This is a genomic window from Rhodoplanes roseus, from assembly GCF_003258865.1.
GTDB classification, from domain to species: Bacteria; Pseudomonadota; Alphaproteobacteria; order Rhizobiales; family Xanthobacteraceae; genus Rhodoplanes; species Rhodoplanes roseus.
Genome location: NZ_NPEX01000001.1, coordinates 25,330 through 51,128 on the forward strand (window position 1 = coordinate 25,330; position 25,799 = coordinate 51,128).

Below are 25,799 nucleotides of genomic sequence, written 5' to 3' on the forward strand. Positions count from 1 at the left end.
GATGCTGATCGGCATTCTGGCCGTTCTGGTGCTGATCCTAACCGCTGCTGCGTTGATCAAACATCTGGTGCGTCGCTAGCGAGGCGGTGGGGAAATCGCAAATCAGGGCTTAACGAAACAGAGAAAAAATCCAGGTGATGATCTTGCCGGCAAAGAGGGAGACGATCCAACCGAGCGTGGTGATAAGGGTCGTACCCAATGCGAATGCGCCGGCGATTTTCCACCGCGTCACCGCATAGCCCGCCACGATAGGCTCCATTGTCGCGACGGTTTTGGCCAGCGGCTTCATGTCGGCCTCGATTTTTTCAACTCTGGCGCCGATGCACTGTAACCGTTGCCTGTTCTCCCCATGCTGCTCGGCCGCAGAATGACGCACCTCAGCGATTGAGGCTGAAAGTCCACGAACCTCCGCCTCGATGTTACCGATGACGCGGCTGATATCGTCCAGTCTATTGGGCATCGATGTGGCTCCGCAGTCGGCCGGCGCCGCTTGGCGTCTCAGCAGCGATGTTGGAATTGATCTTGTCTGGCGGGGGCCGAAACCGACCTGCGTTGCGGATCGGTGCGTCTACCGCCTGAAGATCCGCGCAACCTTCTCAACCGAGCGACCGCCCACATAGGCGGTGAGAATCATTCCAGCCCAATCAGCGATCATGCCCGTTATCGGGTCAGTGCTTCCCAATCCCAGCACCTTGTCCCACACGATTACCTTCCAGAAGTAGACGATGAGTGGGAACGCGAGCAGCGGCCGAATGATCGCGGTGTACCACCGGCCCTGTTCCGCGATGATGATTGCAGAAGCTTGCTTTCGCGCATCGATTTCTGCCTCGATTTCCTTGGCGGCGAGATCGGCGGCGATGTGGTCTTGGGTGTTGGCCGCATCGAGCTTGGCCTTGTAAGCATTGATCAGCCCGCTGATCACGGGCCCGCCAATGAGGCTGGCAAGCCAGGTCCACATGGCTATTCCCTCCCAACTGGCGAGGCTTCGATGAGCTCGGATTGGTGCCGCTTGTCGGCGAGATTTCGGAGGAACTGAAAGAGCGCGGTCAATGAGATAAGCACCAGGGGCCAAGCCCATGAGGGGACCTGGGCTGTCAGCGAACTCACGTCGACGCCGCTGACTATTGGGGCAAAAAAGTCGTAGCCGCTGACCGCGGCGCTCGCCGCGATCACCAAAACAGAGGAGAGCTTCTGCTTGATGCCTTTGAGCTTCTCACGCAGGGCGACGAAGAAGCTCTCCTCCTGCTGATAAAGCTCGCGCAGTTCGGGGCGGGACTTCAGAATCGGCCGAATCCAAAGCCAGTAGACGGCGGCGACGGTTGCGAAGATCAGGACGAATGTCAGCATAGTGAGCTCCTCTTTCAGATCGGGACGGGAATGAGATTGGGCGTGGGCGCCTCTTGGCGCGCCTGATGCCAGCCATTGAGCGCGTAAACGGCGCCGCCGATTGCACTCGCGCTGACCAGAACGATGGCGCCAGACTCGTAAGGATGGGCGGCGATCCACTCCCAAAATCCGATGCCGCCGGCCGCGCCGCCCGCCGGTATTCCTTTGGTGACGAGTCCTTTGAGGGCCTTCGGCGGAGGGACCACGCCCTTGGCTGGCGCTGCCGTAGCGGCCGGTGCGGCTGCCACCTGCGGCCGAGCTGCAACCGAGTGCTCGGCGAGGCTGAGCGAAAACGCTTTGACCTCGGCGACGCGTCGGCTCCAACCCGCGCCAAAAACCGGCCAAGTCTTCAGCCCTTTGAGAAATCGCAACCGCTCGTCATTGATCGCGAGGACGATTGCTTTCGCGTCGCGCTTGGCGACCGCTTTCAGGACCTCGTTGGTGACTACGCTGGTGTTGTCTGGAAGCCCGACGACACGGCGCAGGACCTTGCCGGAGCGCCCAATCCCAGAATTGACGCCGTAGTCGAAGATGCTGTCATCCACACCAGGCGGAAGCTCGTCACAGCGTTGGGCGGCCCAGTATTTTGCGCGGTAAATCGCCTTCGCCTCGTCGAGCTTCATTACTCGCACGTCGGCCGCTGTGGCGTTCGGCTTCACGTATTTGCGATAGTCGATGATTGTGATCCCGTAATTCGTCGGGCCGCCCGGATCGGATGGGTGGTTGGTGTAGCCACCCTCGTGCGCCAGCAGGCGCCGCAGCGCCTCGTCGTAGGTCGAAGCCGCCATGGGCATCCTCCAATGAAAAAAGCCGCCCGGAAGGGGCGGCTTGCGTTGTGGTTCTGGGTGCGTTCGTTCAGGGGACGTAGTGGCCCCAGAAATGGGAGTGGTCGCTTTCGATGTAGCCGTCGTTGGTCGCGAAATTGACCCGCACGTCGATGACGTCGTTCGCGGCGAGCGGCGTGAGAACCGTGAGATTGTAGGTCGTGACATCATCGGTCGGGGCACCCGACACAGCCCGGCCGCGGCCGAGTTCAGCGCCATTCTTGTAGAACGTCGCGATCACCTTGGTCGGGACGGTCGCGTTGGCTTTGAACCGCAGCGAGAAGCCTAGGGCGTATGGTCCAGCGAACGGCGCGGTAAAATTATTGCTGCCGCCGCTGAAGGCGCTCTGGTCGTTGGAGTCGGCGTTATTGAACTGGACCTTGGTCCAGGTATTCGCGGCGATGTAGTTGTCGAAATTGGTATAGCCCGAGAATTTTGGTGCGAGCGGGATTTTGAATTGTCCGTTGTCTTTCTTGAGGACAAAGCCGGTGTAATAGGTCGAGCCATCCGGCGAGACCTTGAAGGTAAAGTCATCGTCGCCGAGAAGGCCGACCAGCGCGCGCGCCGAATAGTTGGTCTGGAAGGTCAGCGCCACATCGTCGCCGGCAGCCGCTTTGTTGAAGGTGAAGCGGACGTCGTCGGTCTCGCGGTCGAACAGGAACGCGGTGCCCTTCACGATCAAAGCGTTGAGCGCGTCGGCAACCGCGCCGCCAAGCCCGATGTGGCCAGTGTCCTTATCGATCGAGAGGCCAAGATAGAACGTAGAGCCGTCCGGGCTCACCTTGACGCTGAAATCGTCGTCGCCGAGCAGGCCGAGGAGAGCGCGCGTGCTGAAGGCATCCTGAAATGTGAAACCCGCATCCTTGCCGGCGGCGCTCTTGTTTAAGGTCGCTCGGATATCTCCCGTGCCGGGCGTGACATCGTCATGGCTGAACAGCACCCCGTTGGATTTCACGGCGAGACGGTTGCTGGCATCGGCTGTCGTGCGGATGCCGAGCAGCGCCAGGTTCTGGATCGCCGAGACCGCCGACAGAGCATCCACCCAGGCGGAACCGTTCCAGGCCAGCAGTGCCGCCTCATCGATCACCCAGGCGAGCCAGCCGGTCCCCGGAATGAAAAACCGCCAAGCACCGTCGAGCCAGACCGCAACATGATCGGCATGCGTTGCCCAGGCGCCGGTCGGGCTTGCCGCCACGATGTAGCGCGCGCCTTCGGCGGGCGAGCCGGGCGCAGCCGAGAGGCTCCGATCGAGCACCGCCAGTTGCACGAGGGCGTCTAGGTCGAGCAGCGCCTCGTTCACTGGCACGTGTTTCTGTGCCTGGTCTGCCGCAAGCTGCGGCAGGCCCAAGTTCGGTGTCGACATGAGCGTCCCTTAGAGGATTGAAGTTTGTTCGGATGCGATGCCGGGTCCGTAGACCCGCGAGACCTGCGCGACGCGCCAAGTGATCGATGCCGGCACGCTGCCGAAGTCGGCACTCTGCTGCGCGGCCGTGTAGAACAGCATCGGTGCCGCCACCCGCGTTGTGCGCAGTACGGTTGACCCGCTCATGACCTGCACGTCGTAGGCCTCGTTCTCCTCACCGAGCGGCACTTCACTGAGCCAGGCATCGCCACCGAGTCGGGTTCGCCTGATCCAGGAAAGATTGACGTCACCAGAGGCTGGATCACGTCCTGCGTGCAGATAGACCGGCGAGAAGGGCCGCAGGCCGTTGCCTGTGTTGGTGAAAACCAACTCCTCCGACAGATCGCCGGCCGGACCCTGCGGGACCGGCGCGAACCGCCACGCGATGGAAGACCCAATCCGAGAGACGCCGAAGGTCGGGCGCGGCTGCCGCGACGGATCCAGCAAGATGAACCGGCTCGCAATCGGATGCGAGATGATCTCGTGTTCGGTGCCACGCTGACCCCGTAACAGGCGGCTCAGCCGATATCGGCCTTCTCCGATCAGTTCAGCCTGGCCGAACTGAAGGATTTCATTGTCGATCAGCGCGGCGTTGGCGCCTGCCAGAACCCTCTCGTCGGCCAAACTCTGCAGGCTCCCATAATCCAATTGCACCTCGACCGAGTTGACGCGATCCCAACGCCAAGCCGGGCCGACCGCTAGTGTCGTCACGGTCTGGCCCATGACCGACGGCAGTCCGGCGATCGAGGCGACGACGTAGTCAAGTTCGTCCGCCGTTGGCTGGAACAAACTGGTGCCGCGAAATCGGCCGACCCCGACCGGACATGACGCCATATAAAAGCTGGGCGCCGAAGCCTCGTGGGCGTCCATCATGATTGGCATGTCGAACAATTCGACGCGGACCGGCGCGACAGGCTCCGCCGCGGACGGTGGAATGGCGCCGCTGCCGGTTGGCGCGGTGTAGAATTCCGGGATGCCGCCGTCAGTCGCGATCCCGCGCAGCAGCACGAGGCCGGGCTTGCCGTAAGTCACGGAGGTCGCCCGGATGCGGCGATAGACGCCGTCCACCGGCACCTCGATCAGGTCAGTGGCGTCGAGCCGGACCGCCCGGGTTGGAAGTCGGATATCGACTGCTTCGCGGCCTTGCCAGATTTCGCGCAGCGCGCGCTGGCCAATGGCCTGTGCCTGTTCGATGGACAGCACGATCGGCAGGCTGACTGTCGTGACCGATTCAGAACGCCCTATCTGCTTGCGAACCGTCGCGGTCGAGGACTGATAGTCCCGCGCCTCGTCGAGATGGACGACATCGATGGAGATCGGAAGCTCAGTGTCCTGGGTGCGCTCGATCTTGATCCGGGATCGGTCGCCGTCATTCTCGCTGGCACCTAGATCGTTTGCATCGATCACGATCGGCGTGCCGGCACCCCGTTTGACGAAGACGAGTTTGCCGTCGCTTTCAAAGGCATCGAAGAAATAGGCGGTCTGCAGGACGCCGATCATGTCGCGGATCGGCTTTCGTTCTGTCACCACATAGCCGACGACCTCATCATCGAGCGCGGACACGTCGAATTCGTCCTCGGTCAGTCCCGCGCGCAGGCAAAGATCCCGGACGATTTCCGAGAGCAGCATGTTGCCGATCTTCCCTTCAATCCAATGGCCGAGGCGGAAGTTCTCGCCGTCCGACCAGACGTTCGTCAGCGCCGGAAAGAACGGATAGGGCCGAGCGTCCCAGCACCAGACGAAGCGGCGTTCAACCATCTCGCGGCCATTGAGCGGAGAGACCGGATTGTTCGCTGATTCCGACCAGAATTCCTCGGTCGCCTCGAGCGCCGCGCGCTGCACCACCCGATCGACGGCGCGGTTTGAATAATAAGGCGCGAAGCTCTCGCTTGATTTCGGGTCGATGAAAACGTTTGGCTGGTTGGTGGCGCAGTTCACCGAAGGAACGCCGTACTCTGTGAACCAAATCGGTTTCGAGCGCGGCGCCCAAGCTGTCGGCGGTCCCGTCGGCGTGCCGCTTACTCGGGGAACGTGCTCATTTTCCCACCAGAAACGGATGTCCTTGATCGCATAGAAACGGTCGTCGATCGCGGAGCGTTGCGGATCGAAGCCGCGCCGCTCGAGGTCACGGTCCGCCTGCGCCTCGTAGAAATAGTTGATCAGTTCGCCCGAATTCCAACCTGCTGCGATCGTCGCCTTGTCATAGATGGCGCGTGGCACGTCGGTGAGCGGGAAATAAGCGTCGATCCCGATCACGTCGACGTTGGCGTCGGCCCAGAGCGCATCGAGCGGAAAGTCGACATTGGCGCCGCCTTGATCGTGGTAGCGGTATTCCGACCAGTCCGCGGCATAAGTGACGACGCAATCCGCACCCAGGCGGGTCTTCGCCTCGCCCGCAATCGCCTGCCAGTAAGGCACCGCCGGATATGTGCCGGCGCCGTCACGGATCCGGTTGAGTGCCACCATCTCGGAGCCGATGACGAAGCCGTCGACGCCGCCGCCGTCCTCAGCGAGCGACATGCAGTGGCGAACGAAGCGAAGATATCCATCCGGCCGCTCGAAAAATCCAGCAACGTCCGCGGCAGCGCCGCCGATCCGGCCTCGCCAGGGAAACGGTGATGGGTCGGGCGGCGGGATATCCATCATCAGGAATGGATAGAGCGCCACCTTGTAGCCAAGACTGTGCAAGTGCTGGATCGCGCGCACGATTGAGCCATCGCTGATGGTCCCGCCGTAATAGAGTCCCGTCGATCCGTCGGGCTTGGCGAAGGATGACACCAGCGGCCAGGCGGCGCCTCCACCGCCGACCACCGGCCGGCCGGTCCCCATCACCGACCAGGTGTAGGGCGCGGTGTCCGGCAGACGGTCCGGGTAGATCGAATACTCCGCCTCCGGTCGGATCGAGCAACTGGCAACGTCGAGCGATGTGCCGAACCAGGCATAGACCAGGCTCACCCACTCGACATTCGGCACCTCGCGCTTGAGGCCCTCGATCGAGACCGCGAAGTCCGAGGCCTTTCGCCCAGCATTGCTGTTGATATTGGCGTTGCGGACGCGGCTGCGCACGATTGTGGGCTCGTAGGCCCATTCGCCGCTCGCCGGAATGACGCAGACGCTTCGCACCAGATGCCGCGCGTCGGCGACCTCCGGCCGTGAGCCGCTATAGACCTCGATCTCGAAATTCGGAAAGTGGTTGCCGTATGGCGTGAGGTAGAGGTTCTCCAGGACGACGTAGGCGAGGCCACGGAGCGCCGACGTCTTGTCGCTTCCCTCCACTGCCTGAATCAACGGATCCGGCACTTGGCTCTCGTCTCCGTAATAGAGCCGGATCTCGTCGACGTGCTCGGGATCGATTGGCGTCTTGTCGAGCCAGATGCGGTAAATCGATGTGATGGGCCCTTCGCAGATGCCAAGCGCGACATCGGCATAGTAATGATACGTCGTCCGCGTGACTGTCTGAGCCGCGCTTCCGCCGCCACCTCCTTTGCCGCCGCCGCCGACCGTCTCGGTTTCGGTCCGCACCACCTCGCGGATGCCGCGCAGCCAGACGATGTTGGCGGGAACGCGCATGCGGCCCCAGATCGTGGGAATCGTCTGCCCATAAGCGGAGCCCGACAGGCTGACGTCGGTGACGCGCGCGCCCTCGACCGCTTTGCGGTCCTGCTGCGGCCCGAACAGCTGTTGATCGACGAGGCCACCGACATAGGCGCCGAACAGCGCCCCCAGCGACTGCCCCAGGCCGCCACCGATGCCCCCGCCGAGCACGCCACCGGCAAGCGTCAGAACGAGCTGCGCCACCGCTCAGGTCTCAAGCTCGAAGGTCAGATTCGGCAGGCGATTGCCAAACGGCGTGATGTAGAGCTGCTCCATCACCACGTAAGCCAGCCCACGATAGGCCGGCGTTCGATCGGCGCCTTCGACCGCCTGAATCAGCGGATCAGGCGATTGCGCGCCGTCTCCGAGGTAGACGCGCATGTCACCAACCTTGTCGTCCTCGAAAGCATTGCCGTCCGCGAAAACGCGATGCACAGCCGCGATCGGACCGGCGCAAAGGCCCACCGCGATATCGGCGTAGTAGTGGTAGCTCACATTGGTAACGGTCTGGCTTCCGCCGCCACCGCCGCCCTTGCCGCCGCCCCCGACCGTCTGCGTTTCGGTGCGGACGACCTCGTCGAAGCCGCGCATCCATAGGATGTTCGAGGAGAGCCGACCCTTGCCATAGAGCGTCGGGATGACGGCGCCGTAACTCGACGACTGCACGCGCAGATCCTGCATCCGAGCGCCGTACACGGTCTGGCTTGGCGTGCCTCCGAACAGCTGCTGGTCGACGATGCCGCCGACATAGCCGCCGACCAGACCGCCGATCGCACCGCCCAATCCGGGCAACAGCAGGTTGCCGAGGACGTAGCCGCCGACCGTGAGGACGATCTTGGCCACGTCAGTCTTCGATCCCCGGCAGCCGAAAAGCGTGGCGTAATTTTGCGCGCCACCACGGCGAGAACCCTTGCTCGACGACAGCGCGCGCTTCCCGGTAGCAATGAATGAGACCGCCGCCGGGCGTCACGTAAGCACAATGATGCGCAGGACCCTTGCCCGCACCGAACAGTAAGACATCACCGTCTCTAATATCGTCGGTGTCGATTTCCTGGCATCGCTCCTTGAAACCGAGATACATGCGCGGCTCGGCGCGATAGAGATGCCAGGTCTCCGGATAATCGAGTTCGATCGCGATCGGCCCGACGAACGGCAAGGCGGCACCGCGCACGAAGCCGATGCAGTCACAGCCGACGCCTTTGAGAGAGGCTTGATGGTGCCACGGCGTGCCGAGCCAAGTGCGGGCCTCAGCGATCAGCGCTTCGCGCGTGAACATCAGCCCTTGATGGGATAAGAGAAGACTTTGTCGTTGCCGGGAATGTGAGGCTCGCCGCGAAAGTTCAGAATGTTTGCGAACCGCACCTGGCAAGTCTCCGGCGTCTTGTCGCAGCCGGCAATGAGCCGGACCTGATCGCCGATCACAAGGGGACGCGGCATCGCCGTGAAGAGCTGTATCGCTTCGCCGTTGTGCTGAAGCACTTCGGTTGCGGCGCCGGCGTTAGCCCCGGTGAGGAACGTACAGAGACCGAACGTGTAGAAGCCGGTCGGCCTCAGCGTCGGCACGCTGAAGGTGTCGCCGGCCGACACCGCCGACACCGCGAATTCATCTGTGAGCGGTCCTAGATTCACCGTGCACTCGGCACTGCCGAGGTCGGTGCGGCAAAGGCGCGAATAAAGCTTGCCCGAGACCTGCTGCAGGCGGTTGGCGACGCCGCGAATTTCCGCGGAAAACCGGTTGTCCGCGCGCTTCACCTCACCGAGTGTCCCGCGCCGCAACAGCAGCTGCCCCTGGGTGAGGTCGGCCCAGTTGACCAGGAAGATATCGATTGCGGCTCCATCGAACCGGCCGGAGGTTAGATCCTCAGCCTTGAGGGCATCGTCGTCGAGGAAGCCGTCGACGTCGAGATTGTCCACCGAGAGGTCCGCGCCCGACTTGATGGCGCTGGGGAGGAATCCAGTCGAGGCTACGTAGGTGAGGTCATCGATCAGGAGCGGCTGGTCGTGGTCGGTGAAGCCACGAACCCAGCCGTCCTGACGCTGCAGACGCCAGCAGGTGGCGAGTGTCGTGACCTCTCCGTCCAAATGAGCGGCAAGCGCTGATGATGCGGGTTTCATGAGAGCTGATGATAAAGGGCTGCTAGACGCGAAGCTCGACGAGCTGGATCGAGGACACTTGCTGGATGTGATAGGCGACCGCCGTCACGGGCAAATGATCGGTGTCGAAGCGAACTGGCACGTCGAACGCGAAGTCCGCATAGGGCTGAGCAACGGGCGCGGTAGAAAACGTCACAAGACCGGTAAGATGATCCACGGTCACGGCAACCGGATCGCCGTCGACGCGCACGACGACCGTCCCGCTTCCCGGTTTCGTGATGGTGCGCTGCTCAGACGATGGTCCCGAAGCGTATTGCTTGCGCAACTGCCAGACCAAAGGATCCGCCGTGCTCGCCAGCGCCTCTCCTGTCGCCTCGAAATCATTCCAGTCGCGAAAGCGAAAACCGTACGCGCGTCCCCGTCGCGCACGAAAGAAGGCGATCACCTCTGCCATCTGCTCGCGTGTGCGGATGCCCGTCGAGATGTCGAACTTGGCGCGCGCCGCCGACCAGTTGACGTTGCGCTGCTCATAGCCGGACGCGACCGCGATCACGTCGGTGGAGAATTCCGGGCCGCCGATCGCCCCGCGGGCGATGGCGTCCGGAAACCTCACATCGTGAAAGCCGGTCACAGGTTGCGCTCGGCGCGCCGGAGTGCCGACGCCATGTCGGCGGTGATCTGTCCCTGGGCGCGCCGGAAGGACGCTGCATCTGGGGTCTGTACCGCAAAGTTCAGAATGACCGGAGCGGGTTGCTTGTCGCGGCCATAGGCAGCGGCCTCGGTGCGATTGAGCACGCGTTCGCCGCGTTGCAGGATCGCCGGCACTTCATCCGGCGAGAGGAACGCGCCTTCGTGCAGACGCGGCGCATTGTGGAATATCGCTGCGGGAGCAAAGCGAGGACTGCCGCCCACCCCAACCACGCCACCATCGTGAAATTTGAAGCTCTGGAACAGATTGCCGAATAACCCGCCGACATTGTTCAGCGTCGTCAGATTGGTGCCGAACAGCATGTTCTTCAGCGGATTGAGCACCGCAAGCCGCAGGATTTCCTTTTCGATATCGGCGAGTGCGGCGCGACCGGCGTCGGCCCAGGACTTCCAATCGGTCTTGCCTTCGGCGATCAGCGTCGAGAAGTGGTTGAAGGTCGTGTCAGTCATGCCTTGCAGCGATTGCATCGCGCCCTGCGAGCGCGCGAGCTCCTGGTTTAGCCGTTCGATGCTGCCCGCGTTGGCCAGAATGGCTTGACCCTCAGCGCTGGCGAGATCGATGCCTCGTTGGCGCAGCTGCTGCTCGGCCTGCAGCTGCGCAATGATGACCGCGCGCTGGGATTCGCTGGTGCCGGCCAGGTCGATCTGCTTCTGCAGCAGTTCGAGTTGGTTCTTCTGTCCCTCAATCGTTTGTAGCGCCGCGGCGCGGGCCTGCTCGCCATGCAGGCGTGAGTACGCTCCGCGTAGCGCGTCGATCACCCGGCCGAGCGTGCCCTTGGCATCGCCTTCCGCGAGCGATTGCGCGACCAGCAGCGGGCGTAGCGCCTGCTCGACCTGCATCTGCTGGTTGGCTTGCTCGGAGGAAAGCCGTCCCGCCGCCATCGCGTCGTTGACGCGCCGCCTCGCCGCTGCCTCAGACCCGAGATCGTTGACCGACTTCGCGGATTGCGCCGCCTGTTCGGCGACTTGCTCGAGGAGCAACTCGCGGGAGCGCTTCTCGACGTCAACGCCGTTCTGCACCGCCTCGGTTAGGGCCTTGCGCCTGACCTCTGCCTGCTGCGCGGCCGCTGCGCTCTTGAGATAGGCGTCGGCGACCGCCAGCGTCGCCTGTGCATTGACCGCAAGCACGCGCGACTGGTCGATCAGCGCCTGCGTCGCATCGGCACGCGCCTTGGTGCCGGCGCGGATGACGTCCGCCTCGGCGATCGCGGCCGGGATGGCCTGGCCGGAGAGTTCGAGCCGGCGGCGTTCCTCGGCGATTGCGGCTTTCTGCGCCGGCGTCTTGGCGGCAAGCGCCTGGATTTCCAGTTCATCGAGGCGGCGCGCCTTCTCGGCCGGATCGAGCCAGGTCAGGATCGCGCGCGTGACCGCGTCGTAGGCAGTCTCGACCTGCTTGAGATCGGCCACCTTCTGCCGCGCCAGCGGATCGTCGAGCGCGGTGCGCAATTGCGCCTCGCGCGCCTTCAGGGTCTGCAACTCGTCGAAGCCAGGCGTCAGATCCCGGGCGACGCTGCCGGCCCGAACCGAGAGCTCGTTGGCCTTGGCTTCCTTGGCGCGCGCCTGGACGGCGTCGAGCTTCGCCTCGATCTTGGCGATTTCCGCGTCGACGTCCGCCAGCATCCGCGTATTGAAGTTGCGGGCCTGCGCGGCGAAGCGGGTCGGCGGGTTCTCAATGAGCGCCTGCAGGCGTTCCCGCGTGGCCTGCAGCTGCTTGAGCTGCTCCTCGATCGGTGCGCCGTCGAACAGCCGAGACATGCCGCGGCCCAGCGCATCGAAGGCGTTCGACGCCATTCGGCCAACGAAGTCCCAGGCACGGCCCAACGTGGTCGCGGCGTCCGCCGCATTGATCAGGCTGCCCTTGAGGGCATCGAGCATGACTCGCTGCGCGCCGGTGCGATCGTTCTGGTCTGAGAGCGTCCGGATATAGAGACGCGTCCGGTCGTCCAGGAAATTGAGCTTCGCATTGAGAGCGTCGGCGCCCTTGACCGGATCCGCGAATCCCTGCGCGAGCTCCTTGGTGGCAGCCGTGATGTCGACGCCCGCGGTGGCCGCATAGTTCTTCGCGACCTTGATCAGGCCCTCAAAATTGGCGACGCCGATCTTGCCGGTCTGGAGGAAGGCTGCCTCCATCTCGCGGGCGGCGGCAACCGACACGCTCCCGGCGGAGGCGGATTTCTCCGCGATCTGCTCGATCTGGCCGACGGTGGCGCCAGCCGCGCGTCCGGTGCCGCCAAGCGCGACCTCCAGCTCCTTCTGCGAGGACACGTAGGAATAATAGGCGTAGGCGACGGCGCCGCCGACGCCGGCGATGCCGGCGATCACGGCCGTGGTGGCCGTGACCAGCGACGTCAGCCCCTGCCAGACACCACGCAGCACGCCGCTCACGCCAGCGCCGGGTCCGAAGATCTGGGCGATCTGCGAACCCTGCTGCATCAGCACCATCAAGGGGCGCTGGCCGCCGGCAAGCGAGACCACCACGTCGTTGAGCTGATAGCTCAGGTTGACGAGTTGGTTGGAGGTCAGCTTTCCGCTGGCGCTGACACCGCCGAGCGCCTTGGTGGTCGCGTCGAACCGCGCCTGCGCCAGGGCGTGAGCCGCGGCCTGCTCGGTCGCCGTGATCGCTCCGGCCTTGAAGAGTCCGTTTGCCTCGGCGACCTCGGCGTTGAGACGTCCTTGTGCCGCGCCGAGTGGATCGATCTGCGCCCGGAGCGCAGCCGTGCGCGCCGCCAGATCTTCCGTCGCCTTGGCGGACTCCTCGAAGACCGAAGCCGACTCGCGGGCGGACTTCGGTACCGTACCGACACCGAGCACGGCGTTGAAACTGCGCTGCGACTGATCGGCCGCGCCGGCTTGGCGCGCCGCTTCAGCCAACCGCTGCAGGCGTTGCGCCTGGCGATCCGCGGCGGCGCCAGCCGCATCCATGTCGGTCGCGACGCCACGGAACGCATCCTGGCCCGCCTTGCCGACTTCCTCGAAGGCGCGCTTGACGTCCGCCTTACCCTCGACGCCGAGGCGGATCGAGACGCTGGTGGTGGACATCGCTGGCGGAGGCTCGCTATCGGACGGCTGCTGTCAGTCGTTGTCGCGGCGGTAGCCGCGAACGATGATGGGCTCGATCTCGGGGATGAGCTCGACGACGAGCGGCGTGAGCGCGCCCATGGCATCGGCCAGCAGCAGGACCGATCCGAAATCCAGCGCGTAAACGCCGCCCATGACGGCACGAACCTGCCCAGCCGACCGGCGCAGCACCGCCCAGGCCGCGCGTCCTTCCGCGGTTTGCGGCGCCTGCTCCCGATAGGGGCAGGTCGCGCACGTGTCGGAACACGCCGCGCAATAACCCTCGCCCCCGCCGAAGTGCCATTCGGCAAGGGCGATCAGACGTTTTTTTCCGTGTCCCGAATGAGGGCTGGGCCGACATAGAGCCGGTCAATGGCGTCGAAGACGGGCCAGTGCTCGAGCAGTGCGTCGATATTGTCCGGCGACGGCTCGACGACATTGCCGTCGGCATCACCGATGCCCTCCCACGCCGCTATCCCGGTGTGCGAGAGCGATCGCGTGAAGGCGACGCCGGCCTTGATCGACGCATCATCACCGCCCGCTTGCAGCACATCGGCCGCCACACTGCGGGCAAGAAGGATCGCCGCCACGCTGATCGGGCGAAACTGGAGCCGGACGCCGCGCGCGACGTCGAGCCAGAACGGCTCGCGCCCGACACCAAGTTTGAGCAGCGTTGCAGCCGCGGTCTGGTCGGTCATGGATCAATACCCCGTCACGTCATTGATGAGTTCGGCCGTGCATGTCTTGCCGACGGTCGGGTCCTTGGCGGCCTGCCAGGCGAACCCTGCCTGGATGCCGCCTGGCCCCTGGATCGGCGTCTTGGCCTTCGGCAGGAATACGCTGTGCACGGTGAAGAGGAGTGCGTTGTCGGCGTCGATTTGCCAGCCGAAGGAGAGCTCACAAGGGTCGCCCGATGTGGCCTGATCGAGCAGCACCGTGTCGGCGAAACGCACATTGATGTTGCCGGACACCGCGACCATCGCCGGATCGGCATCCTCGATGCGGCCGTCAGGCCGGATCACCTCGACCTTGTCGAGATTGTTCGAGTACATGAGTTCGGCCGAGACGATGTGACCGAGCGCGACGTCGTCGCGCTTGATGTCGCCCATGAACTGCGAGAACCGCTCGATTACCGCGGTCGTCGGCGAGCCTGCGCCCGTTGTGGTGTTTTTGGTTTCGCCCTGGGCGATCAAGCTCATGGTGGCGTTGAGGAGATCCGAGCGTTGCAGCTGGATCTTCATGGAGTTGGCGCGCACGCCGACATTCATGCCGAAACTCGGCACCTCCGGCATGCCGAGTTCGATCGCCATCGAGGGCAGCGTGAGCGCGCCGGAGACGAAGGTGTGGGTGATGACCCCACTATTGTCGACCGAGGTAGGCGCTCCCATCAGCAGCTTCAGCCAGTAGCCGAAATTGCGAAGATCGACCGGCACGACCGCGTCGCCCTCGTTGTTGACGACGTCGCGGCTCGGCGGCAACGGCTCGCGGCCGTAACCTAGAAGATCGCTGGCGATCAGGTTCTGCTCGTCGCCAAGCGCGCAGGACACGAAAGGCAGCTTTTTGTAACCCGCGACCGGTGCGGTGCCGTAAGTGGTCTCGAACGCCGCTGCCATGACGGCATTGGCGCCGCGCGCGCGTGCCATGAGGTTCTCCCGAGCTTGAAGGAATTCAGTTCAGCGGATCGGTCGTGCCGTAGACCGCGACGATGACGGCGTCGGCCCATCGGACCGCGCGGGCACCTGCAGTCTCGATGTCTTCGGTCGCAGGTGCTTCGGCTTCGACGAAATCGCAGAGGCCGCCAAGGGTGCGGTTGGATGCGACGGCAGCGCCGATCGCGGCCAGCATGTCGTCGAGCACGCGCTCGCGGGTTTCGCTTGAAGTTTCGTAGGCTGCGATCTCGATCGGAATGCGGTGGGCATAGATGTAAGTGAGCGGCGATAGCGTCACCTCGGGTTCGCCGGGATCGCCATCGCGCACGATGACGAGGCCGCCTGGCGGGACACGCTCTGGCTTCGCCAAGTTGCGTTTCACCTCGGCGCTGGGGAGCGCTGAGGCGATCAGCGCGTGGATGGCACCGAGCACCTGTTCTCGACGGCTCGTCATGGCGTCGTGGTCACTTCCAGTGGGTCGCGAGAAGGTCTGGCACGCGGGACGCCCATTGCTGAGCAACGCTTGCAACATCCAGGCGCTTCCGCAGTGAGACCTGCGGCACCAGGATGAACACCACGACCGTTGAGCGACCCCCGATGCGCGTGAAGGAGGCGCCGCCGCGCGTACGTCCCAGATTCGGGCGTGCGAGGCCCTTCTTGCTCAGCCGCGCGTTGTCGGCGACGAGCAACGACGGCCGCCCACGCCGATACACGAAACGCAGCCGCATCCCGGTCCTCCGCTCCCAGCCACCCGGCGTGATCCGCTTCATGGCGCCTGTGGGGTTAATGCCCTTCACGCCGGCGGCCGCCGTCGGGATTGCGAGCCAGAAGCCGCGGCTCGATTTGATCGTAACGCCGCGGTCGAACGCATCGACGATATTGGGCGCTCTCGACCACACGAAGGATGCGGCCTCGAGGCTGATCGCGGCGTCTGGATAGGTCTTCCCGCGCCAGGTGTTCGCCAGCCGCTGTCCGAGCCCGGCATCCGCGACGTCCGCGCGCAGGTCGCCCTTGAGGCCATCCGTCGCTTCCCGCATAGCCGCGGTCACAGAACGCGCCGCCTCTGTTTCGACCTCACCGAGACGCGCGGTGAGATCATCGGTCTTAAAGGTGAAGCGCATCGGGATCAGACCGGCGGCGCCGCCTCGCATGTCCACACGAGCCGCAAGCTATCGATCACCGGTGTGGCGATGATCTCGAACGTCTCAGAGTCAATCTCGACGGTATCGCCAGAGGCCGGCGCCGCAATCTGTGATCGGCGAACGTCGATCAGCATCGTCGGCAACATGACGCGGCCGTCGCCGAAATTGGCGGCATGGTCCGGTCTTTTGCTGACGACGCGCACGACGGTGCCGGCGCCGATTCCACCAGGGCGCCAGAGAGCGTCGCGCGCGATGTTGGGATCGACGAACAGCGCGTCGATCGCCGCCGTGAATGCATCCATCAAGGCGGCTCAGTTGCTCGTCAGGATCTTCACCGCCAGCCGCGGGCGCTTGTTGACCGGCAGCGGAGAGGCTTCGGTCTTTACGTCGATGGTGCTGCCGTCCTGCCGTGCGATCTGGCGCGCATAGATCGGCAAGCCCATGGTGTTGACGGTCTCGATCAGGTTCGCGGGCGCGCCGTAGGTGACGAACGTGTCCATGGTGCCGAGCGGGAACGCGATGCCTTCGTTCGCCGGCACCAGAGTTTCCGTCGTGCCGGTCGAAAGCGTGACAGTGGCGTTGTATTCCTCGAACACGATGCCGGCGAACGGGAAGCGCCGTCGGGTGTCCTCGCGCAGCGGCTGCGCACCGGTCGATGAGAAGTACTTGTAGGCCTCCTCGACCTTGGCGTGGCTGATCAGCTTGTCGAAAAAGCCCGGGCTCACCAGCGCGAGCACACCGTTCATCGTCTCGCCCTTGAGCTCAGTCTCGATGTCGCGCAGCACTTCGCGGCATTTGCCCTGGATGTTGGTGCCGGCGGTGCCGAGCACGAAGTCGACCGATTGCTGGGCGAGGCCGAACTCGTCGAAATAGTCGTAGATCTCGGTACCGGCGCCGTCCTTCACCACGCCGCGCAGCGCATTGATTTCCATGTATTCCCGGGTTTGCGCGTGCTTGGCCCGCATACGCGTGATCTTGCGCTCCATGACGGTGGCAAGCGGATCGGCTGCGTCGGCGACGCCGAAGCCGCGCACGCCCTGGATATCCTGCGGCGTGATGACGTCGTCGTGCGGGATCCACGGCACCGTGAAGGAACGAGTCGAGCGGTTGTCGCGATTGGCGACCGTGGCCGGCCCGCCGAGCGGAACGGTCGGCAGCAGGTTGAGCACACCCTCCGCTTGCTCAATGATGACGCTGCGCTGCGTGATGCCTTCGAAGCGGAACAAGCCCATCGTGCCGAGCCGCGTGTAGATATTTGGCAGGATGTTGATGGCCGAGGTCATCTCCGCGAGCGTGTAGCCGCCGGCGTCGAACGGATTGATTATGGGTGCCATGGAGGTTCCTTCAAATGAAGTGGGCCCCGACGAGGATCGTCCAGGCCCGAAAGAGGACGAAAGTGGAAACGGGTGAGCGCCGGTCAGGCGGCGTCGCGAGGAACGATGCCGACTGCCGAAAGCTGCGCGTGCTTCGTGGTCTTCTCCGCGGTCAGATCGACTGATCCGTCGAAGACGAGCGCCGCCTTCGAGACGATGACGGGACCGCGCGCCACCACCAGACCTGTTTTGTCGCCACCGGTCGCATCCACAGCTCCGATCAGGACGGCAACCGCGGTCTCCGCGCCCTCGTCACCGGTGACCTCGGCCACGGGCGAGAGGCGATATTTGCCCGAGGTAGTGATCTTGCCGAGCACCGAGCCAAGCGCATAGCTCGTGCCCGATTTGAGCGTCACGGTTTCGCGCGAATAGCTTCCATTGAGCTCGAACTTGAGCAGGTCGCCGAGTGTCGGCGACATCGTCAGGGTGGTCATGGTTGCTCCTTGTGATCAGACATTTGCCGCTGCGGCGCGCTGCTTCGCGCGGCGCACGATCGGACTGTCGCCGGCGACCGGTGTGGACGGCGCCGCGGCGATGATGGTCGCGGCCTCCGAGCGCGCCGCGAGAGCATCGAGTACGCTGCGGCGCAGATCATCCGCCGAGATGCCCTTACGCATGGCGTCGGCCGCATCGACCGCAACGCCGAGCCTGGCCGCCTGCGCGGCAAGCGCCGCGAGGTCGGCATACTCGGCACGCAGGGCATCCGCCTGGGCCGATGCCGCGGCCGGAGCGGTTGCCGGCGGTGGAATTGGTGAAGGAGCCGGTTCAGCGATCAGCGGTTGCGCAACGGGCGCGGGCGTACCCGGTGAGTGCGGCTCGTTCGCATTTGGCCGATCGCCTTCGGTCTCGTTGGTCGCCATGGACGTGCTCCTTTTCGTTTTAAGGTTGGTCGTGAGTCGCGCGGGCGGATCGAGTGGAGCGACCGCAGCGGCCATCTCGGCGATCGCCAGGTCGAGCGTGCCGATGCGGTCGGCGAGCCCGGCTCGAATCGCCGCCTCACCGCGATAGATCGCGGCATCCGTCGCGCGCACCGCCTCGCTCGTCACCCTGCGGTTCGAGGCAACGATGCCGCACAGTTGCGTGTAGAGCTGATCGACGTCCGCCTGGATGGTGGCGCGCGCCCGATCCGACAGTGGCTGATGGGAATTGCCGTCAATCTTGGTTTCGCCGGCGAAGACGTAAGTCCAGGTCAGCCCCGCCTTCGTATCGGCCGCGCTCTCGTCGACGTGGACCGCCACCACACCGATGGATCCCACCTCACCGGTCCGCGTCACGTAGAGCCGGTCGGCGCTACTGGCGATCGCATAGGCGGCCGACAGCGCGCATTCGTTCGCCACCGCCCAAAGCGGCTTTTTGGCGTTGGTTTTGGCTGCCCGGATGATCTCGACCAAGTCAAAGAGACCTCCGACTTCGCCGCCGGGTGAATCGATGTCGAGGATCACACCCTGGACGGAAGGATCGGCCAGAGCGGACACGATCGCGTCGCCTACGTCCGCATATGACAGCAGCCCGCTGGCAGCATCGAGATAGCCCGACCGGCTCACCAACGTGCCGGTCACGGAAATCACCGCGATATTCTGCTCAGTGATCGATGTCTCGGGTCCAGCATCGGGCGTCCCATCGGCTGGAGCCAGCGGAGTGCCTGCGAACCGTGGCGCCAGCACCGCGAGGATCACCTCGAGCTTGCCGCGCGCGATCAGCAGCGGAGTCCCAAACACGCGGGACGCCACGAACGGCAGATCGATCATGCTGGTTGTCCAGTGTCAGTTGCGGCCGCATCCGTTGCCGCTTCGCTATCGCCGGGCCGCTGCGCCTCCGGCGCTGGCGGCGTCGCTCCGAACGTCAGGCCGAGCGATTTCTCGCGGGCCTTGTCGGCCGCGATCTCGGTGTCGACCTGCTCGGCGTCATAGCCCCGCTCGGCCAAGGCCTGGGTCCGGCTCTTCAGACCGGCGTCGATCTGCTCAATCTCGGCACGGGCGTCCTTAAGCGGATCGACCCAATCCCACTTCGGCGGCAGCCACCCGCATGCCAGATATTCGCGCCGGCGACGGTCGTACTCTGGGAGCTCGAGGGCGCCCGCGATCGCCGCGGTGTCCATCCAGCGCGCCCAGACCTGCCGGCAGAGCTGCCAAACGATTACCGCGTGCTGGTAGGCTTCAATCCGCCGCCGGAATTCCAGCAAGGCGAGGCGCGAGTTCGAGTAGTTCGCCTTGAGCATGTCGTTCGAAAGATACGCGTAGGGCACCCCGAGCGCGGCCGAGACCTGCAGGAGCGTGCGGTACTGGAACGGTTCATAGGTCTGGCCGACGTCGGCCGGCGCCGAGGTCTGCACCTCCTCGCCAGGCTCCAGCATCGTGATCTGGCCGGGCTGAAGATCGATGGTGCGCTCGTCGTTCTCGTCGCGGCCCTCCACGGCATCAAGTGGTTCGGCCGGCGCCGGCGTTGTGATGAAGAGCGCGTGCATCGCCGCGACCTTCTTCCGGTCGAGCTCAGCGTCGTCGTACTGATCAAGCAGGAACAACTTGACGATGCCGGCCGCGAAGCGGGAGACGCCGCGCAACTGTCCGGCGTCGACCGGATCGATGACGTGCACGATCTCGCTCGCCGGAATACGCACCATCTCGCCGGCCATGCCGAAATCGGTCATGTCGCCTGGGTGGCGTCGCAGAAAGTGGTAGGCAACACGCCGTCCGATCGCATCGAACTCGATGCCCTGGCGGATGACGTTGCCGCCCGGCACGCTCTCGTTTCGATTGAGCGGCAGCATTTCGGACGGCAGCATCTGCAGCTGCAGCGGCACCGTGAGCCCGTCCTGGGGCCGGCGCGGACGGAAGCGAAAGAACACCTCGCCGGCGATGAACACCTCGCGCGCGGCGCGCCGCTGCAGCCCGTAAAAATCCGTGAAGCCCTCGGCGTCGGCCTCGTCGGTCCAATCGACCCAGAGTTTCTGGATCGTCGTCTTTGTCTCGGACTCCTTGATCAATGAGGACGGCTTGATGCCGGCGCCCACCACATTGCCGGCCCAGCTTTCGATGGCGTTCGCCGCATAGCCGTTATTGCGGACGAGCCAACGAGCCCGCGCCGTGATATCCGGCCCGGCAGCCGCGATCAGCGTGTTGAGATGCGCCCGGCTTGGCTGGAAGCCCTTCAGCCTGCGGCTCGACAGTCCCGCCTCGAAGCCGCCGATGAACGCGCCGACGCGGCGTCGCACGTCATTCAGCGCAGCGAACACCGATTAAAGTCCTTTGGAGGCTGACGTAAGGATGCGACGCCGTCGGCCCCCTTCATTGGCGGCAGCGATCCGCCGTTCGAGATCTGTCAGCGCAGCGACCATCTCTGCGTCGGTTGCGTAGGTGACTCGTCGGCCATCGGTCTCGACGGTGCGGACGCCGCGATATCGCGCGGCGAGCAGCGCGTCGCGCTGCACCGTCATCTCCTCAAGAGTCATGGTCAGCCCAGATAACTTGAACGGAACACACGCCGGTCGCGACGTTTCGGCGAACGCCGAACCAAGCCGGCGATGCTGTCCGCCGGCGCTTCCATGTCGACAGGCTGCTCTTCCTCGATTTCAGGCGGACGCCCGACTTGTTGTTCGAGGTCGCGCCACATCGCTTCGGTCCATCGGTCGGCGCCGGCGATCCACGCCGCGGCCCGGGCGTAGACCCGACAGTCCAGCGCTTCGTTGCGCTCGCGCACCTTCTGCCATTCGAGTCGCTGGAAGCCACGTTTGGTTTTCACCGTGATCAGCTGCTCGGCCACGAGCTGCTTGATCCACTCGACATCCGTGCCGTGCGGCAAATGCACGTAGCCCGCCGGAATCTTGGCGCCGGCTGCTTTCTCCCCGTCCGTCGGCTTCGTCAGACGCAAGAAGCGATAGGTCTCGCTCTTGAAGGTCGAGACCGCGATCGTCCAGAGCCGCGCGCCGCGACGGAGCTTCTTTCCGCCTTCGGTCACGTCGACATGGGTCGGACCCGCGACGGGTGCCGACCGGTTAAAGCCTTCGACGCCCTTGATTGGCGCCACCTGCGCGTGACCCGCGCGGCGCGCCCAGGAATAGACTGCTGGCGATTCATAGCCCGTGTCGATCGCGAGCTTGGCAAGGCCAAGCTGCGTGCCGTGCGCGTGCGGCCAGGTCCGGGTTAGCAACCGGTCGAGGTCATCCCAAGTCTGACCTCGCTCGGGACCGCCGTCGATCACGATGTGGTCGACGAGCCAGCTTTCCAGGCCACGCCCCCAAGCCCAGACATCGACCTCGATGCGGTCCTTCTGCACGTCCGCGCCGGCCGTCAGGAACAGTCCACCCGACGGGATCGTGCCGAACGGCCAGTTCTCGCGCCGCTCATAGAGCCGCTGCCAGTCCGGCGCCTCGCCGGTCTCGACCCAGGTCAGACCGAGCACGCCGTTCTTGAAGCTGCGCTTGGCCTCGTCCGTCGCGTGTGCGGCTTCCGACATCCGGGCGATGTCCGCCCAAGACAGCCAGCCGACCGGCGAGTAGAGCGCCGAGATGTGGAAACCGATGCTGGCAGGGTCGGCGCTTTGCGCTGTGGCGCGCCACGCGCCAGCTTGCAGCATCGCGGTCTTATGGTGTTCCTCGATCCGGCCGTCGCAGGCTTCACATATATAATGAGTGGTCTCAGGCCGGCCCTTCTCCCAGCGAAGTCGCTCGAAGATGAGCCACTGCGCGTGCTGGCAGTGTGGGCACGGCACGACATAGCGCCGCTGATCGGAGGCCTCATATTCCCGCTCGATGCGGGAGATGCCCTGGATCGTCGGCGTCGATGCAAGGAACGCCTTGCTCCTCCACGAAAACGTTCGGGTGCGGGCCTCCGCAAGCGCGACTGGATCGCCTTCCTCGTCGGCGGAGGGGGGATACGCGTCGACCTCGTCGAGAAACAGATAGCGGGCCGGCATCGAGCGCAGCCCCACTGCGCTGTTGGCGCCGGTGATAACGAGCAATCCAGCCGGAAACTCCTTCGACAGCACGGTATTGCCGGCGTCCCGTGCGCGGGACGGCCTGACGCGCTCTCGCAACGCTGGGCTCTCGGCGATCAGCGGCTCGATGCGTTGCCGCGAGAAGCGTTTGGCCAGTTCGACGGTCGGCTGCACCGCCAGCATCGGGCCTGGCGCATGATGGATGATGTAACCGATCCAATTATTGCCGGCTTCAGTTGCGCCAACCTGCGCCGCCTTCATGAACACGACACGGCGCGCCGGATGAGACGGCGACAGCGCGTCCATGATCGCGCGCATGTAGGGCGTGCGATCGGTGCGATAGCGCCCCGGCTCCGCGGAGGCGCGCGGGCTTAGAAAGCGGTGCGTGTCCGCCCATTGCGAGATCGTGAGCAGCGGATCGGGCGTGAGCCCGTCGCACCAGGAGCGCCATAGATCCTCGCCGCCATCGAAGTCGATCAGTTCATCGGAATTCTGGTTTGACCTCGGTGAGTTCGGCGAGGTGAGCGCGGACATGCGTCTCCAAGGCTTTCTGCATCGCGTGCGCCTCCACGCCGAGTTCGGACGCCATTAGCGCGGCCACGCGCGCCGGCCAGTTGATCCAGGTGTCGCGTTCCTCGCGCGCGAGGCGGAACACCATCGCGGTGGTGCGGGCGCGGTCGATCAACTCGCCCTTCATGCGCTGCAACCGCAGCCGAGCGAGATGCGCCTTGGCGATTTCGTGTGCGGTGCGCGCCTGGACGAAGGTGACGCTGCCGCCCGCCGGGAGACCTTGTTCCTTCAGCGTCTCGCGAACCGAGCCGACCGCCGCTTCCGCGATGGGGCGAAGCTTTTCAGACGGTGCCTTAGGCCTGGCTTTGGAGCGGCCGGGATCGGTCGACCGTTCCCATGCGGCGTCCGCCTTGGCCTGGTCGATGGTACCGTCGGGCTCGGCGGGTACGCGGCCGGCCTTGATCGCCCGCATCACCGCGACGTGGCTGACCCCGCGGTGCCGCGCGTAAGCGCGAATGGATACTCCCATGCGTTCGGCGGCCCACGATAGCAATCAAATGATCGGCGATTTTGCTTGGCTTGCGGGCCGATCAGAGCATGTATGCCCCTCACCCCCCACTCGGGGCTCCGGTCAGTAGAAGAGCCGCGATGATCGCGGCTCACCACCAAGGAGCCCAGACATGGCCAAGGCGAAGACCCGCAAACCGGTTGCGAAGAAGCGGGTGTCGAAATCCAAAGCACCTACCAGCCGCGCGGACAGCAAGCAGGCACAACTGATCAAGATGCTTGAACGCCCTGACGGCGCGACCATTGACGAAATCGTCAAGAAGCTTGAGTGGCAGTCGCACACCGTGCGCGGCGCCATCGCGGGCGCGCTCAAGAAGCGGCTCAAGTTGAAGGTGGAGTCAGAGAAGATCGAAGGCCGCGGTCGCGTATATCGGATCCCCGCCTAAGCTTCCGGGTCCGACCCGATAAACTTTTGGCCGGTGACAGCATGCGTCGCGCTGCCACCGCTCAAGCTTTGCCAACGCTCGACGATGACATCGACATATTTGGGATCGAGTTCGACAAGCCGCGCTCGGCGACCCGCGCGCTCAGCGGCGATCATCGTCGTGCCTGACCCACCGAACGGGTCGAGAATGATGTCGCGGCTTTTCGACGAATTGCGGATGGCGCGCTCGACCAGTTCGACCGGCTTCATCGTCGGATGCAAATCATTCTTCACAGGCTTGTCGACGAACCAGACATCGCCCTGGTCGCGCGCGCCGCACCAATAATGATCGGCGCCGTCTTTCCAGCCGTACAAGATTGGCTCGTACTGGCGCTGATAATCCGATCGACCGAGCGTGAAGGTGTTCTTCGCCCAGATAACGAAGGTCGACCATTTGCCGCCGGCGTCGCGGAAAGCCTTCTGCAGTCGGTCCAGTTCCGAGGACGACATGCAGATATAGACGGCGCCCTTCGTGAGCGTGAGCATATTGACGCAAGCATCGTAGAGCAGCGCGCCAAAGTCCTCGCCGAGTGCGTCATTGAGGATCGGGCGGTTTTTGCCCTTGCGCTTGTCCTTTTCGGAGTTGGCGTAGTTCACGTTGTAGGGCGGATCGGTGAAGGCCATGTCGGCGAGCTCGCCGTCCAGCAGCTTCTCGACATCGGACAGCACGGTGGCATCTCCGCACAGCACCCGATGCTGGCCGCAAATCCACAGATCGCCTAGCCGGCTGATCGGCTCCGTCGGCAGCTCGGGCGCTTGATCCAGGTCCTCGCCCTCATCGCCAGTCTCCGCCAGCAGCCGGTCGAGGTCAGCATCGTCGAAGCCGAGCAGCGCGAGGTCGACATCCTCGTCCTTGAGCGCCGTCAGCTCGGCGGCGAGCATCGTGTCGTCCCAACCGGCGTTTTCAGCGATGCGGTTGTCCGCGATCATCAATGCCCGGCGCTGCGTCGGCGTGAGATGGGCGAGGACGATCACCGGCGCGTCCGAGAGGCCGAGCTTGCGGGCGGCGAGGACGCGGCCATGTCCCGCCACGATCACGCCGTCGTCACCGACCAGCACCGGATTGACGAAGCCGAACTCTGCGATCGACCCCGCGATCTGCGCCACCTGATCTTCAGAATGGGTTCGGGCGTTGCGGGCATGCGGGATCAGCCGGTCGAGCGTCCAATGTTCGACCGTGTTGGGCATTTGAGGCGTCATGATTGATGTGCGGTTAGGCTCGGTTCTGTGGCCGCGTCAGGCCTGTGACAAAGTCGGTGAACTGGCTATGGTCGACGTTTCGAGATGTGGAGGAGCACCAATGGCGGACGATCGAAAGAAGCGCGGCGAGCCAGATCGCAGCACCATCAATCTCAACGAAGATTACGAGAAGGATTACTGGAAGAAGAAGTTCAAAGTCTCCGGGCAAGCGCTGGCTGGCGCTGTGCGCGCGGTGGGCAAAAGCGCCAAAAAGGTCGAGGCCTATCTGAAAGACAAGTAGCTCGTCGACCAGCTGCCGTGCATTGCCGACTGGACCATTTGGTAACTGGAGAGGCCGGTTACCACTCGGGAGGTACCACGTTGGCCCGCCGGTCAGACGGTCAATACATGCCGTTTACACGGGGCTTTTCCGGATCGTCGGCTCAAAGGCCGACCGGTAACTGGTAACTCAGATTTCGCGGCTGTCGGTAGCGAAGTCCCGCGCCGATGCCCCCCGCATACCACCAAGCGCCAGGGAGGACCCGTGGGGCTGGCCAAGGTGCCCAATGCGGCGCATGATCGACCAATCGCCAGGCATTTCGAGAACAGGGCTCGGCGGCTGAGAGATGCGTGCGCTCCCGCCTGTGAACGAGGGGAATGCCATGCTCAAGCTGCTCGGCAAACACGACGCGGGTAGTACCTTCGACCAAGATGTCATCAGCATCCTAAGCGCAGCGCTCGACGATGCCTGGAAAACCGTTCAAATCAGCGGAGCTTTCGCAGGCGATGGGGATGAGGAAAGAGCGCGAGATACGCTAGCGAAACAGATTATTGAAATGGCCAAGCAGGGCGAGCGCGATCAGCGTCGCCTCTCCGATGCCGCTGTGGTTCATCTGGCTCAAGAACGCGCTACAGGCAGCGAACGATACTCAGCTAGGAACGGGTGATAACTTATCGC

General features: G+C 64.3%; 28 protein-coding genes. 3 read left to right on the forward strand and 25 right to left on the reverse strand.

The features are described 5' to 3' along the window. Positions 1-109: 109 nt before the first annotated feature. From CH341_RS00095 to CH341_RS00205, 24 genes are all read right to left on the reverse strand, one after another. Positions 110-460, reverse strand: coding sequence for a DUF1515 family protein (locus tag CH341_RS00095; RefSeq protein ID WP_111417000.1), 351 nt, complete (start codon positions 458-460; stop codon positions 110-112). 108 nt (positions 461-568) lie between these two features. Continuing rightward, the gene (locus CH341_RS00100; protein ID WP_111417001.1) at positions 569-958 is read right to left on the reverse strand and encodes a hypothetical protein; all 390 of its coding nucleotides are present in this window, start codon (positions 956-958) and stop codon (positions 569-571) included. Between the two features lie 2 nt (positions 959-960). After that, complete coding sequence (locus tag CH341_RS00105) at positions 961-1,347, reverse strand: hypothetical protein (protein ID WP_111417002.1); 387 nt, start codon at positions 1,345-1,347, stop codon at positions 961-963. Between the two features lie 14 nt (positions 1,348-1,361). After that, the gene (locus CH341_RS00110; RefSeq protein ID WP_111417003.1) at positions 1,362-2,174 is read right to left on the reverse strand and encodes a glycoside hydrolase family 108 protein; all 813 of its coding nucleotides are present in this window, start codon (positions 2,172-2,174) and stop codon (positions 1,362-1,364) included. A gap of 67 nt (positions 2,175-2,241) precedes the next feature. Beyond that, a complete protein-coding gene (locus tag CH341_RS00115) occupies positions 2,242-3,573 on the reverse strand; it encodes a DUF2793 domain-containing protein (protein ID WP_111417004.1) in 1,332 nt (443 codons plus the stop codon). A 9-nt stretch (positions 3,574-3,582) separates the two neighbouring features. After that, a complete protein-coding gene (locus tag CH341_RS00120; protein ID WP_111417005.1) occupies positions 3,583-7,410 on the reverse strand; it encodes a baseplate multidomain protein megatron in 3,828 nt (1,275 codons plus the stop codon). A gap of 3 nt (positions 7,411-7,413) precedes the next feature. Then, on the reverse strand, positions 7,414-8,049 hold the full coding sequence (locus CH341_RS00125) for a hypothetical protein (protein WP_111417006.1): 636 nt from the start codon (positions 8,047-8,049) through the stop codon (positions 7,414-7,416). Position 8,050: 1 nt separating this feature from the next. Next, the gene (locus CH341_RS00130) at positions 8,051-8,482 is read right to left on the reverse strand and encodes a C40 family peptidase (RefSeq protein ID WP_111417007.1); all 432 of its coding nucleotides are present in this window, start codon (positions 8,480-8,482) and stop codon (positions 8,051-8,053) included. Continuing rightward, entirely contained in the window at positions 8,482-9,321 is an 840-nt protein-coding gene (locus CH341_RS00135; protein WP_111417008.1) for a DUF2163 domain-containing protein, read from the reverse strand. The genes CH341_RS00130 and CH341_RS00135 overlap by 1 nt, the downstream gene beginning before the upstream one ends. A gap of 22 nt (positions 9,322-9,343) precedes the next feature. After that, on the reverse strand, positions 9,344-9,931 hold the full coding sequence (locus CH341_RS00140) for a DUF2460 domain-containing protein (RefSeq protein WP_111417009.1): 588 nt from the start codon (positions 9,929-9,931) through the stop codon (positions 9,344-9,346). Then, positions 9,928-13,047 (reverse strand): phage tail tape measure protein, encoded by a 3,120-nt coding sequence (locus CH341_RS00145; protein WP_111417010.1) that lies wholly within the window; start codon positions 13,045-13,047, stop codon positions 9,928-9,930. The genes CH341_RS00140 and CH341_RS00145 overlap by 4 nt, the downstream gene beginning before the upstream one ends. A 33-nt stretch (positions 13,048-13,080) precedes the next feature. Then, positions 13,081-13,221 (reverse strand): DUF7697 family protein, encoded by a 141-nt coding sequence (locus CH341_RS33985; RefSeq protein WP_170149403.1) that lies wholly within the window; start codon positions 13,219-13,221, stop codon positions 13,081-13,083. A 161-nt stretch (positions 13,222-13,382) separates the two neighbouring features. Further along, positions 13,383-13,763 carry a hypothetical protein gene (locus CH341_RS00150; protein ID WP_245430782.1) on the reverse strand — a complete coding sequence of 127 codons (381 nt, stop codon included), beginning with the start codon at positions 13,761-13,763 and terminating at the stop codon, positions 13,383-13,385. Positions 13,764-13,766: 3 nt separating this feature from the next. After that, on the reverse strand, positions 13,767-14,708 hold the full coding sequence (locus CH341_RS00155) for a phage tail tube protein (RefSeq protein WP_111417011.1): 942 nt from the start codon (positions 14,706-14,708) through the stop codon (positions 13,767-13,769). Between the two features lie 25 nt (positions 14,709-14,733). Beyond that, positions 14,734-15,147, reverse strand: coding sequence for a hypothetical protein (locus CH341_RS00160; RefSeq protein WP_342634982.1), 414 nt, complete (start codon positions 15,145-15,147; stop codon positions 14,734-14,736). Positions 15,148-15,178: 31 nt separating this feature from the next. Beyond that, complete coding sequence (locus CH341_RS00165) at positions 15,179-15,835, reverse strand: DUF6441 family protein (RefSeq protein ID WP_111417056.1); 657 nt, start codon at positions 15,833-15,835, stop codon at positions 15,179-15,181. A 5-nt stretch (positions 15,836-15,840) separates the two neighbouring features. Continuing rightward, a complete protein-coding gene (locus CH341_RS00170; RefSeq protein ID WP_245430784.1) occupies positions 15,841-16,158 on the reverse strand; it encodes a head-tail joining protein in 318 nt (105 codons plus the stop codon). A 9-nt stretch (positions 16,159-16,167) separates the two neighbouring features. Further along, a complete protein-coding gene (locus CH341_RS00175) occupies positions 16,168-17,190 on the reverse strand; it encodes a major capsid protein (protein ID WP_111417014.1) in 1,023 nt (340 codons plus the stop codon). A gap of 83 nt (positions 17,191-17,273) precedes the next feature. Next, positions 17,274-17,663, reverse strand: a complete 390-nt coding sequence (locus tag CH341_RS00180) for a head decoration protein (RefSeq protein ID WP_111417015.1) — start codon at positions 17,661-17,663, stop codon at positions 17,274-17,276. A gap of 15 nt (positions 17,664-17,678) precedes the next feature. Further along, entirely contained in the window at positions 17,679-18,977 is a 1,299-nt protein-coding gene (locus tag CH341_RS00185) for a S49 family peptidase (RefSeq protein ID WP_111417016.1), read from the reverse strand. After that, entirely contained in the window at positions 18,974-20,461 is a 1,488-nt protein-coding gene (locus CH341_RS00190; RefSeq protein ID WP_111417017.1) for a phage portal protein, read from the reverse strand. Before CH341_RS00190 ends, CH341_RS00185 begins: the two co-directional genes overlap by 4 nt. A gap of 3 nt (positions 20,462-20,464) precedes the next feature. Then, positions 20,465-20,662, reverse strand: a complete 198-nt coding sequence (locus CH341_RS00195; protein WP_245430794.1) for a phage head-tail joining protein — start codon at positions 20,660-20,662, stop codon at positions 20,465-20,467. 17 nt (positions 20,663-20,679) lie between these two features. After that, positions 20,680-22,695 (reverse strand): phage terminase large subunit family protein, encoded by a 2,016-nt coding sequence (locus CH341_RS00200; RefSeq protein WP_111417019.1) that lies wholly within the window; start codon positions 22,693-22,695, stop codon positions 20,680-20,682. Then, positions 22,643-23,143, reverse strand: coding sequence for an elements of external origin (locus CH341_RS00205; RefSeq protein WP_245430786.1), 501 nt, complete (start codon positions 23,141-23,143; stop codon positions 22,643-22,645). Before CH341_RS00205 ends, CH341_RS00200 begins: the two co-directional genes overlap by 53 nt. A gap of 208 nt (positions 23,144-23,351) precedes the next feature. Between CH341_RS00205 and CH341_RS00210 the strand changes: the two genes are divergently transcribed. Next, positions 23,352-23,624, forward strand: a complete 273-nt coding sequence (locus CH341_RS00210; protein ID WP_111417021.1) for a DUF3489 domain-containing protein — start codon at positions 23,352-23,354, stop codon at positions 23,622-23,624. On the opposite strand, the gene CH341_RS00215 is transcribed toward CH341_RS00210, so the two are convergent. Continuing rightward, the gene (locus CH341_RS00215) at positions 23,621-24,850 is read right to left on the reverse strand and encodes a site-specific DNA-methyltransferase (protein WP_111417022.1); all 1,230 of its coding nucleotides are present in this window, start codon (positions 24,848-24,850) and stop codon (positions 23,621-23,623) included. The two genes, CH341_RS00210 and CH341_RS00215, sit on opposite strands and share 4 nt — an antisense overlap. 112 nt (positions 24,851-24,962) lie before the next feature. Between CH341_RS00215 and CH341_RS00220 the strand changes: the two genes are divergently transcribed. Both CH341_RS00220 and CH341_RS33525 read left to right on the forward strand, forming a co-directional pair. Beyond that, positions 24,963-25,142, forward strand: coding sequence for a DUF3606 domain-containing protein (locus CH341_RS00220; RefSeq protein WP_111417023.1), 180 nt, complete (start codon positions 24,963-24,965; stop codon positions 25,140-25,142). A gap of 361 nt (positions 25,143-25,503) precedes the next feature. Continuing rightward, on the forward strand, positions 25,504-25,788 hold the full coding sequence (locus CH341_RS33525) for a hypothetical protein (protein WP_146604327.1): 285 nt from the start codon (positions 25,504-25,506) through the stop codon (positions 25,786-25,788). Positions 25,789-25,799 lie beyond the last annotated feature (11 nt).

Coding starts and splice junctions, on each gene's coding strand:
- CH341_RS00100 (WP_111417001.1), bottom strand. CDS start 958: ATGTGGACCTGGCTTGCCAGCCTCATTGGCGGGCCCGTGATCAGCGGG.
- CH341_RS00105 (WP_111417002.1), bottom strand. CDS start 1,347: ATGCTGACATTCGTCCTGATCTTCGCAACCGTCGCCGCCGTCTACTGG.
- CH341_RS00135 (WP_111417008.1), bottom strand. CDS start 9,321: ATGAAACCCGCATCATCAGCGCTTGCCGCTCATTTGGACGGAGAGGTC.
- CH341_RS00220 (WP_111417023.1), top strand. CDS start 24,963: ATGGCGGACGATCGAAAGAAGCGCGGCGAGCCAGATCGCAGCACCATC.
- CH341_RS00115 (WP_111417004.1), bottom strand. CDS start 3,573: ATGTCGACACCGAACTTGGGCCTGCCGCAGCTTGCGGCAGACCAGGCA.
- CH341_RS00110 (WP_111417003.1), bottom strand. CDS start 2,174: ATGGCGGCTTCGACCTACGACGAGGCGCTGCGGCGCCTGCTGGCGCAC.
- CH341_RS00150 (WP_245430782.1), bottom strand. CDS start 13,763: ATGACCGACCAGACCGCGGCTGCAACGCTGCTCAAACTTGGTGTCGGG.
- CH341_RS00195 (WP_245430794.1), bottom strand. CDS start 20,662: ATGACGGTGCAGCGCGACGCGCTGCTCGCCGCGCGATATCGCGGCGTC.
- CH341_RS00215 (WP_111417022.1), bottom strand. CDS start 24,850: ATGCCCAACACGGTCGAACATTGGACGCTCGACCGGCTGATCCCGCAT.
- CH341_RS00095 (WP_111417000.1), bottom strand. CDS start 460: ATGCCCAATAGACTGGACGATATCAGCCGCGTCATCGGTAACATCGAG.
- CH341_RS00130 (WP_111417007.1), bottom strand. CDS start 8,482: ATGTTCACGCGCGAAGCGCTGATCGCTGAGGCCCGCACTTGGCTCGGC.
- CH341_RS00145 (WP_111417010.1), bottom strand. CDS start 13,047: ATGTCCACCACCAGCGTCTCGATCCGCCTCGGCGTCGAGGGTAAGGCG.
- CH341_RS00185 (WP_111417016.1), bottom strand. CDS start 18,977: ATGATCGATCTGCCGTTCGTGGCGTCCCGCGTGTTTGGGACTCCGCTG.
- CH341_RS00210 (WP_111417021.1), top strand. CDS start 23,352: ATGGCCAAGGCGAAGACCCGCAAACCGGTTGCGAAGAAGCGGGTGTCG.
- CH341_RS00170 (WP_245430784.1), bottom strand. CDS start 16,158: ATGGATGCATTCACGGCGGCGATCGACGCGCTGTTCGTCGATCCCAAC.
- CH341_RS00180 (WP_111417015.1), bottom strand. CDS start 17,663: ATGACCACCCTGACGATGTCGCCGACACTCGGCGACCTGCTCAAGTTC.
- CH341_RS00175 (WP_111417014.1), bottom strand. CDS start 17,190: ATGGCACCCATAATCAATCCGTTCGACGCCGGCGGCTACACGCTCGCG.
- CH341_RS00205 (WP_245430786.1), bottom strand. CDS start 23,143: ATGCGGGCGATCAAGGCCGGCCGCGTACCCGCCGAGCCCGACGGTACC.
- CH341_RS00165 (WP_111417056.1), bottom strand. CDS start 15,835: ATGCGCTTCACCTTTAAGACCGATGATCTCACCGCGCGTCTCGGTGAG.
- CH341_RS00155 (WP_111417011.1), bottom strand. CDS start 14,708: ATGGCACGCGCGCGCGGCGCCAATGCCGTCATGGCAGCGGCGTTCGAG.
- CH341_RS33525 (WP_146604327.1), top strand. CDS start 25,504: ATGCTCAAGCTGCTCGGCAAACACGACGCGGGTAGTACCTTCGACCAA.
- CH341_RS00200 (WP_111417019.1), bottom strand. CDS start 22,695: ATGTCCGCGCTCACCTCGCCGAACTCACCGAGGTCAAACCAGAATTCC.
- CH341_RS33985 (WP_170149403.1), bottom strand. CDS start 13,221: ATGGGCGGCGTTTACGCGCTGGATTTCGGATCGGTCCTGCTGCTGGCC.